The organism is Bradyrhizobium sp. UFLA06-24, assembly GCF_054967145.1.
The window spans coordinates 1-6,049 of the sequence record NZ_JADFUE010000137.1 but is presented as its reverse complement, the minus strand read 5'-3'; the positions used below and the strand labels follow the sequence as shown (position 1 = coordinate 6,049).

Sequence of the window (6,049 nt, the reverse complement as noted above, 5' to 3'; positions counted from 1 at the left end):
CCTGAATACGGGCCACTCAAGATCGGTCCAGCATACTGCTGCTGGACCGCAGTGTCACCGACGTTCAGGACTAGCACGCCATCAATGTTGTTGGTCGCAAGCCAGACGAATTTCTGCATGGTGTACGTCCGCATTGGTGGAAACAACACCAACCCATCTTCAGCAACGACGCCGGCTTTCTTCCTTCCTCTGAGATAGTCGACTGAATGCTAGAAACTAGAACGGGGGCCCGCGACGTAAGCGGCTATCCGATTGACCGGTTCGGAGGGAAGGTCCCGGCCTGCATACCTTTTGTATGGATGTTGTGATGCATCCTGCTAGTGTCGTCGCCGCAACGGCTAAGGCGAGGAGCGCAACCCCCCAGTGAAGAAATCGCTGAACTGAACCAGCCCCGCCCCACAACAACTATCGAGTTATCTTTTTTCGATACTCGTCTATCATTGCTGTCGTAACATCACCCAGTAGCACAGCGGTGCCGCGCCGCCCGGCCGCGAATAGGCGCTTCTGCTGCCGCATGCCCGGCCATTGCGCATCGTGTCATCCGGGCAGGCGCAGGGTCTGCCAGTTGCGTGATATTGTGATCCCGGCTGGCCTTAATCAGGATCGCGGCGATGGCCGCGGCGGTCAGCGCAACTTCGATCTTGCGTTTTGTGTCGGTTTGCTGTGGGGCGGGATCTTGCGGTGTCTTGGGTATTGCGGTGGCGCCACGCGGGCCGGGCGGAGCAGTCTTGGAAGCTTGCGGCTGCGAAGGGCTGCCCGGCACCGCCGTTAGCGCGAGCGGACTTGCTGGGGGGCTGGTTAGCTGCGCTACCATTGCAGGCGCAGAAGTAGAGGGTCGCCCGTCCTGACGGCCGACGGAATAAGCTCCTATGGCTGTAAGGCCCAGAAGCACGATCACAGTCCAGCCCCGCATGAGGACATTCAAGCGAAGCCGGAGCGATCGGGCAAGTTGCAAATTGTAAATCGAAGGCAAGCCCCCGTATTTTCCCGGAAGTGGCCTTGATGGAGGATTAATTGGGCACGGCCCGTCCGGCCAAAAGCGCATGCTTAGACGTTCGTCGTGTTGTTTCGAATGAGCTTCGGGCACGAAAACGTACCGGCGTTTATGCTGTACAAATGAACAGGCGTGCCGACCTTCTGGGTGATTTCGCCTTTGAGACGTTGCGGCGCGCGTGAAACCCGAATGCATTCCATTCGAGATCGAAACGGCGGTCGAGTCTATTGCAATGGTTTGCCGTCGTCACCGGCGTTGGCTCAAGGGCCTGTATGATCCGGCGGTGTTTACCGGCACCGCCCGAAGGTACATCGCAGCGTTCGGGGAATAGCACTCGATAGCTGATTGGTTGCGCCTCGGAGGTGAGATCAATTTTCCTGAAAGTGCGGTAGTTGCTGCGGGCGATCCTAACCGCGACCGAAGCTTTTCACGCCGTCCGCATGTTAGCTTTGCAGGTCAAGGCTCGCGAGCCGCTGCCGGTCCAGAATCACGATCTCGCGTTGGGTATTGCCGATGAAATCGAGGACACCATCAGTGTGCAATTGCGACACTGCACGCGAAACGGTTTCGACGGTCAAACCAAGGTAATCGGCGATGTCGCGCCGAGACATTGGGAGCGAGATCACGTCAGCAGCCGTGAGTCGTTCATCCATCTCGTGCAAGAACGCGGCAACGCGCTCCAGAGCAGTTTTACGTCCGAGCAGCAGCATATGGTCTTCGGCGTGTTGCAAGTTATTCGTCGTCAAGCTGAGCAAGGTGCGCCAGACAACCGCGTCATTCTCGGCGACCGTCTCAAGGTGTTGCCGCCTGATCAGGCGAACAGCGGTTTGGATGATCGCTTCCGCCCTAAATCGGTGGACTCCGCCGTTCTCGAGTCCAAAAATATCACCCGGCAAATGAAATGCGCCAATCTGGCGCCGCCCATCGGAGAGTAATTTGCAGGTCCGTACCGCGCCTTTCCTGACCTGGTAGACGTACTCGGCTGGCTCACTCTCGATGTAGATGGTTTTACCTTTCTTGTAAGTGAATTCACTCAAGCTGACGATCGGATTCGAGCCGCTCGATATGCCGAGCTCACTGAGCGAATTGATTAGGGATCTATGGTCTGTGGTGATGCTCACGAACATGGTCCGACACTCCTGAACCAGAATATACGAAGGGGAGCCTCGCGAATTGATCCGGCGCAATCTATGGATGTCATTGTAACAAGCGGCCATGAAGAGGAGAAGTCGTGTCATTGTGACGCAGTGCGCGCGCAGCAGTTGAGGTGACGCAATGTGTTGTCATCCGGTCGAGGGGGGCCCCGCAACGCGCGTCGGAGCGAACGAAGCGATCATGGATTGAGTGCCATACGAGTGTTCTGCTGCGCGAAGGCGACAAGTCGCGCTTAAAAGATGCGTTTCACTGCGGAGTATCTTTGAAAGGCGGCTTCGGATCGCGAGCGAGTGTGTCCAAGACCAAGGACGGGTGCGGATAATCGGCTCCGGCCCTCTTAAGCCCACCCTGATATCCAACGTCTGCTCAAGAGCCCCCGTCGAGGCTCTGCCACGGGTGATTGTCTCGCTGACGATGGTCCAACTGGACCCGACACCGGCAATTGACTAAGATCAAACCTCTAATACGGATGCTCTATCCTTCAGCGAATTAAGGAGGCAAGAGATCTCATGCCTTACCTTCTCGCTACCGGAATCCTAGCACTTCCTATCCTCGTCAGCTTTGGATCAGATTTGACCGCTGCTTCACGGGTTCATTCGTACACCCCACCGGCTCGCCAAGACGTTTATTGCCTGCAGGGCCGAGCCTGGGGATATCCGGGCAACTGCCAGTTCTCGACCTACAGTCAGTGCATGGCTACCGCATCCGGCACCTACGCTTATTGCGGTATCAATCCGATGTACGCCTTCGAGCGACAGGGAAGGCAATTGCGCTGAGGCGAACGTCGTCAGGTCAGCCAAGCAGCGTTGGATGATGGACGGACCGTTCAGACTCGTGTCGCGGTTCGCTCGACCCCAGCCGCTGAATCGGCTGATTGGTCCGTTCGTTCGACTGCGCCCGGTGCCATCCTTGCATCTGGACGGCGATATCCGCTCCTGGGGCGGGGCGACACTATTCGAAACGGATCTTCTGGCTCAGATCTCTCGGAAGATAGCAGAAGGCCCGCGCTCTTCCCAGTACTGTCTCAATCTGTCTCAGAGTTCAGCGCGGCGTGCAGCCGAGCCTTCTCCAACCGAGACCTGAGTCCATTCAAACAGGCGGCCAGTTTGGCGAACTCCTGAATGCTGACATAATCAAAGACGAACTGCTCAACCTCTTTCTGCTGCTCGTAAGGATCTTGCGAGCGATGCCCGTGAGCGACAAAAGGACGTACCTGGCATCATTCATGTCGGATTTCCGGCGCACGAACTGCTTACCTCAAGCTCCCTCGATTGCTTGGTGATGAAACCCGACTCGACTCTCATCAGCTTCGCGACAGCATTGACGGGAACACCATCTTCTTCCAGCTCCGTCAGAGCCATCAAGATCATCATTTGCGGACCAGTAATGCCAAGCGCATTCGCGTGGTAGGACCGAAGATCGCAAGACATACGTCGATTGATCTGATCTACCATGTAAAGCGCCGGAGTAGATCCTGACTGACGCGCGGCGCCTTCCGGGAGCGTGTTGCCAATGCAGGCAGCTTGGGTGGCATCTGATCTCAGGAGCTCCAGCCTCAAAATATTGCTTGCTGGCTGGCTGGCTTCAGCAAAGAGGACCGGTCCTCGCTGATCACTTTGACGCGCCCAAAGCGCCCCGATCAATCAGTCGCCACAGCTAGACCATTCGTTCCGGTTCGATTTATGAGGATATTGCCCCCTCCCCAGTGGCGATCACCATAGCTTCAACCCAAGATCGAGGCCATCAAAAGTACGCCTAGCGACGTTGATGGACAGGATCGGAGAGGTCGTCGACGGGCAGTGGCGGAAATTCGCCATTTATAGGCCCGTCAGGAAACCCTTGCAAAATTATAGCAGTAGTGCTATAAGAGAAGGGCGAATGACCACACAGAAGCCCGTAGTTTGGATCGGATCGTCAAAGGACGATCTACGAGCTTTCCCGGACGAGGTTCGCCGCGTCATGGGGTTTGCGATCAATGATGCACAAAACGGCGACGAGCATCCTCGTGCCAAGGCCTTAAAGGGCTTTGGTGGCCGGAGTGTACTGGAGGTCATCGACGATGAAGATGGCGATACGTTCCGTGCCGTCTACACCGTACGCTTCGCTGGCGTTATCTATGTCCTTCATGCCTTCCAAAAGAAGTCGAAGAAGGGGATTGAGACTCCGAAGCACGACATCTTGGTAATTCAGGCCCGGTTGAAGGCAGCCGAGGCTCATTACCAAGAGAACTACGGAAAAGGAGGCAAGAAATGAGTAAGGCAATTAAAGCAACCGCAGGCAGCGATAATATTTTCGCTGACCTTGGCTTTGCCAATCCTGAGGAAGAACTCCTCAAAGCCAAACTTATTCGTGAGCTTCGTGCGATCATCAAACGTCGCAAGTTGACTCAGACAAAGGCTGCCGAACTGCTAGGCCTTAAACAGCCTGATGTATCTGCCCTAGTGACCGGCCGCGTAGGGAAGTTCTCGATCGACAGGATTGTTCGATGCCTAGATCGGCTTAATTATCGTGTGGACGTCGTTATCCGTCATAAGCCCGTTCGTCGCGCATCCTCGCGAGCTGCGGCCTAAGAGTGGGAATGGATGGATATTGACGAACTTCGGGATGCTGAAATCCAGCTACATGGTTTGACCAAGGCCGACGGCGTCTATACGTTTTATCACGATGAGACCAACAATATCCGCAAGTTGTATATTGACGATGGACGTTTGAACGTTGCTGAGCTGAAGGTATTCGTCCTCGGCGGCATTGTGCATGAAGGAGCACCGCGACCGATTGAGATTCAATCGCTTCGAGAAGCGATGCGTATCCAGAAGACGGCTCCGGAAATCAAACTGGAGCATGTCGCCAAGGGTAACTTTCTTGACGTTCTTCGCTCCCGAAAGCTGACCACGTTCCTTCGATGGCTTATCGATAACGGGTTGATGATCCACTATCACGAGCTGGATCCATTCTACTGGTCAGTTGCAGATATCATCGATTCGATCGTGCCTGAACTTGGCAATCCGATGCTCTTGCAATACCACGTCTTGCTGAAAAGCGACCTCGTCGCAGTGCTGCGCTGCGAACTGGCCGCAACCATCCAGCTATTTCACGATTTCGGCTATCCGGGGTTATCACCCGAGGGGCGGAGACCCTTCCTCGACAGGCTCATTGAGATTCTCGAACGTAACAGTGATGTCCTCCGGCATTTCAATGCAATGATGTTGAAAGGTGTACTGCAGGCCGGACGGGCGCTGGAGAGTCTGGAGTTCATTGAAGGTTATTACCCGAACCTGCTCATCGATGAGTTCAGTACCTTTTACCAGGGACGTATCGCGATCTTCAAGAATTCGACCCACATCTTCGACATGGAGAAGGTCATCCACGACCGCCTGCTGGAAACACCTCTGACCAGCCAGGGGAAACCGGTTGCGAACTTCCGATTTGCGGATTCCAAAGCCGAGCTAGGGCTTCAGATCTCAGACGTTATTGTGGGCGTCTTAGGAAAGATGCACACCTACTTTACGAACACGGGTCATGAGGACGTCGCTGCGGATCGAGAGGCTCTGGCCGGGACGAGCCTGGAGAACGCAAAACTCTTGTCGGACCTCATCTCAGCTTCGCATGCAGCCAATGTCACGTTCCTTCATCATGTCGCCAGTGTGCACGACATAGATAAGCTTGATCTGTTTCTTCGCTTTCCAGATGGGGCTCACGTTGCATGAACGAGGCGATCAATAATCGGCATTCGCGAGGGTGGGATACTTCGAACTTCTCAGCTGAACGTCGGGAGTATTTAGATGGTGATCTTGCCTTTGAAGCAATTGCAAGATCTATAGCGTCAGAGCTGGCCCCGGTTGTTTGGACAGCGCCCCGCTGGATTTAAGTGGATTCCTGCCGGGTTATGCTGAACGCGGG

At 55.1% G+C, this 6,049-nt stretch carries 6 protein-coding genes; 4 read left to right on the top strand and 2 right to left on the bottom strand.

The window, feature by feature from the left end; genetic code table 11:
* Positions 1 to 1,437: 1,437 nt before the first annotated feature.
* The gene (locus IF809_RS37755) at positions 1,438 to 2,121 is read right to left on the bottom strand and encodes a helix-turn-helix domain-containing protein (protein WP_026312933.1); all 684 of its coding nucleotides are present in this window, start codon (positions 2,119 to 2,121) and stop codon (positions 1,438 to 1,440) included.
* A gap of 537 nt (positions 2,122 to 2,658) precedes the next feature.
* Between IF809_RS37755 and IF809_RS37750 the strand changes: the two genes are divergently transcribed.
* Entirely contained in the window at positions 2,659 to 2,925 is a 267-nt protein-coding gene (locus tag IF809_RS37750; protein WP_018648598.1) for a DUF3551 domain-containing protein, read from the top strand.
* Between the two features lie 447 nt (positions 2,926 to 3,372).
* Here the strand turns inward: IF809_RS37750 and IF809_RS37745 are convergent, their stop codons facing one another.
* Positions 3,373 to 3,792, bottom strand: coding sequence for a hypothetical protein (locus IF809_RS37745; protein ID WP_441258793.1), 420 nt, complete (start codon positions 3,790 to 3,792; stop codon positions 3,373 to 3,375).
* A 235-nt stretch (positions 3,793 to 4,027) separates the two neighbouring features.
* Between IF809_RS37745 and IF809_RS37740 the strand changes: the two genes are divergently transcribed.
* Genes IF809_RS37740 through IF809_RS37730 form a run of 3 tightly spaced genes read left to right on the top strand, consistent with a single transcriptional unit; the run spans position 4,028 to position 5,856 of the window.
* Positions 4,028 to 4,402, top strand: a complete 375-nt coding sequence (locus IF809_RS37740; protein WP_014497752.1) for a type II toxin-antitoxin system RelE/ParE family toxin — start codon at positions 4,028 to 4,030, stop codon at positions 4,400 to 4,402.
* On the top strand, positions 4,399 to 4,719 hold the full coding sequence (locus IF809_RS37735; protein ID WP_011084909.1) for a helix-turn-helix domain-containing protein: 321 nt from the start codon (positions 4,399 to 4,401) through the stop codon (positions 4,717 to 4,719). Before IF809_RS37740 ends, IF809_RS37735 begins: the two co-directional genes overlap by 4 nt.
* Before the next feature lie 12 nt (positions 4,720 to 4,731).
* Positions 4,732 to 5,856 (top strand): DUF3800 domain-containing protein, encoded by a 1,125-nt coding sequence (locus IF809_RS37730; RefSeq protein ID WP_011084910.1) that lies wholly within the window; start codon positions 4,732 to 4,734, stop codon positions 5,854 to 5,856.
* Positions 5,857 to 6,049 lie beyond the last annotated feature (193 nt).

Excerpts from the sequence above, each read along its gene's own strand:
- IF809_RS37735 (WP_011084909.1), top strand. The coding sequence starts at position 4,399 with ATGAGTAAGGCAATTAAAGCAACCGCAGGCAGCGATAATATTTTCGCT.
- IF809_RS37750 (WP_018648598.1), top strand. The coding sequence starts at position 2,659 with ATGCCTTACCTTCTCGCTACCGGAATCCTAGCACTTCCTATCCTCGTC.
- IF809_RS37755 (WP_026312933.1), bottom strand. The coding sequence starts at position 2,121 with ATGTTCGTGAGCATCACCACAGACCATAGATCCCTAATCAATTCGCTC.
- IF809_RS37740 (WP_014497752.1), top strand. The coding sequence starts at position 4,028 with ATGACCACACAGAAGCCCGTAGTTTGGATCGGATCGTCAAAGGACGAT.
- IF809_RS37730 (WP_011084910.1), top strand. The coding sequence starts at position 4,732 with ATGGATATTGACGAACTTCGGGATGCTGAAATCCAGCTACATGGTTTG.